The organism is Pantoea sp. Pa-EAmG, from assembly GCF_030024295.1.
GTDB classification, from domain to species: domain Bacteria; phylum Pseudomonadota; class Gammaproteobacteria; order Enterobacterales; family Enterobacteriaceae; genus Pantoea; species Pantoea dispersa.
This window is the reverse complement of the sequence record NZ_JASEWO010000319.1, coordinates 1-2,329: the sequence shown is the minus strand read 5'-3', so window position 1 is coordinate 2,329 and position 2,329 is coordinate 1. Positions and strand designations below refer to the sequence as shown.

General features: G+C 52.5%; 2 protein-coding genes and 1 pseudogene. 2 read left to right on the top strand and 1 reads right to left on the bottom strand.

Features of this window, described 5'->3' with window-relative positions; all coding sequences use genetic code 11:
• Positions 1 to 363 precede the first annotated feature (363 nt).
• Positions 364 to 657, top strand: a pseudogene (locus QMM04_RS22220) (phenolic acid decarboxylase); the annotation flags it as partial.
• A gap of 308 nt (positions 658 to 965) precedes the next feature.
• Here the strand turns inward: QMM04_RS22220 and QMM04_RS22215 are convergent.
• Positions 966 to 1,697 (bottom strand): hypothetical protein, encoded by a 732-nt coding sequence (locus QMM04_RS22215; protein ID WP_282997070.1) that lies wholly within the window; start codon positions 1,695 to 1,697, stop codon positions 966 to 968.
• 336 nt (positions 1,698 to 2,033) lie between these two features.
• Between QMM04_RS22215 and QMM04_RS22210 the strand changes: the two genes are divergently transcribed.
• Positions 2,034 to 2,329: PH domain-containing protein (locus QMM04_RS22210; protein ID WP_282997069.1), on the top strand; the 296-nt coding region annotated here is incomplete at its 3' end.

The following is a 2,329-nucleotide window of genomic DNA, read 5'->3' as shown; positions in this document are numbered from 1 at the left end:
ATCCAAACGCATAAAACCTCTTAATGGCGATCCCCTGCGCCTCTAAGTGTACGCTCTGACGGAAAAAGCGACAACTTTCAGCAAGCCCTGAATGGACCGGTATTGTATAACAGACCGCTGAAAAAATTAGCGCTTTCGTCACGACCGTTACTCTTCTGAAGAGCGATAGAGTTATTGACCATTCACAGTATGGCTTAGGTTGCCCTGGTTCAATCTGTACCGGCACGCCTGCGTTGTATAGCGATACTAACCCATATGCTCTCCGAGCACAGACGATATCTCACGGTCAGGGTTCATCCCGAAAACCGACTAATCCTGCCTGATTCTACCCCTTGATCGAAGACGCCTGACTCGGGTGATCGGACAGGCACCTGCTTCAGCCTCCTGTTTGATCTTCATCACAAGGTGATCCACGGTACCATCTTCTTCCCGCAGTGGATCGCCGGCGAAGGACAGCATCCCGAGAAAACCATCTGCTACCAGAATGAATTCATTGAGGATATGCACCGATTTCGTGATGAAGGCCCCGCCTACCCGTATGTGGTGATCCCCGAGTTTGCGACCGTCACCTACATGAAAAACGAAGGGCCTGACAATGATGCCGTGATCAATATGCCGCCCGGGCAGCTCCCGGCGGACTATTTTGACAACAAATGAGGCTTAACCTGAGCGGCAGACAGCAGCACGACTGTGGTCGGTTTAGGGATAAAAAACGGCAGAGTGACATCATCGCTCTGCCGTCGAATGTTACTGCTTAATTTTTCGGCGAGTATAGAGAGCCAGATCTGTGATATACATCACATTTTTGTCAAAGATGAAAAAGACTTCTTCGCGCCAGCAACTTCGCCTGGCGAACACGCCCTTTCGTTAACCATAACCTTTGGAGTATTCGCGCCCCGGACTCACAGCGGGCTCACAGCCGCCCTGCCCTGCCCTGCCTGTAAGAACGGGAACACTCGCGGGCTTTAGATCTCATTGAACGACACCACGTTCCCGGTTCGCAGATCCACCCGTGCAGAGACCGTCTCTTTAACCACGCCACCGAAGGCGTTGGTGCCGCGGAAAGTGGTCTCAACAGTGGCATGGGGATCGTCGGTCAGGATCAGGCGATACCGTGTCGAGAGGTGTTTGTAGGAGGAATCATCATGCATGTCGGCTTTGATCAGGGCCTCTAACGGCCGGTAAGCCCCGTTCCAGCCGCTGAAGTTAGCCTGAAACGTATCGAAGTTGATGCGTTTTGCAAGCATCTCCGGACTGGGCCGGTACTCGGTGAAACACCAGTCTGCCACTACGCCAAGCGGTGTCTCACCCTGATTGGTGTAACTGCTCTGGCTTATGCAGGCATAAAACGGTTGTGCAGAGGCTTCAGGTATCTGACGGTATGCCATATAGACCGCCACTATCTTGTGTCGCGTATCCGTACGCTCTTTACGGTACTCCGTAAGGGTTTTATCCGCATATTTAAAGGGTGGCGGTGAGGCTTCCGCCTTCTGCGGCTGAGCCTGTTTTTTTGCGACGGCCTGACCGGGCTCCGCCTGGAACAGAACAGCATTAATGACGCAGAGCGCCAGAAAACCGCCCAGATACACGGCGCTGACCTGCTTGCGACCGGACATTCTGACCAGCGAGGGCTTAATCAGACCGATAATAAAGGCCGCAAACAGAATAAATGCGATTAAAGAGAGTAAGGTGCTCATCATTGTCCTTTTGACGGGTTATATCCATTTAAAACAAGATCATATTATCATGAAAAGTGAACGCATGCGGACGCCTTTCAGGCCGTAATGGGCTCACAGGCCCGGATGCCGGAAGAGACGCGGGGTGGGTTCTCCGCCTCCCGCAGGCTCCTGTCTTCACGTCTTCTCGCGGAACACACGGCGGCCGGGCCCGGTTATCCCGGAATGTCCGGGCCTCTGCCACCTTTTCCCGGATGCAGTAAGTGCAGGATTGCAATATGATAGGTCATCCATTCTGAAGTGAATTTATTTCGGTGCCATCCACCGGCACCGGTTTTCTGAAAGGGAATTTTTTTAATGAAAGACAACAAGCACGTCAGCAAATTTGAAGCAAACCATCTCAATCCCGGTGAAACCGTTCTCCGCTGGGGAGAAGGCTATATCGGCAAAGTCATGGGTCAGGGCAAGGACAAGCAGCATAACGGCGTACTGATTGTCACGGGCCAGCGCGTGGCGTTCTATCGCAAAGGCTTTCTCGGTGAAGTGATTGAGACCATCCCGTTAAAATCCATTACGTCCATTGAACGCAAGTCTACGCTGGGTCACCGGGTCATCCGGATCCATACCTCCCATGACGACCTCGAATTTAAGAT

Bases quoted from the DNA above. Each gene is read 5' to 3' on its own strand.
- QMM04_RS22215 (WP_282997070.1), bottom strand. From the start codon at position 1,697: ATGAGCACCTTACTCTCTTTAATCGCATTTATTCTGTTTGCGGCCTTT.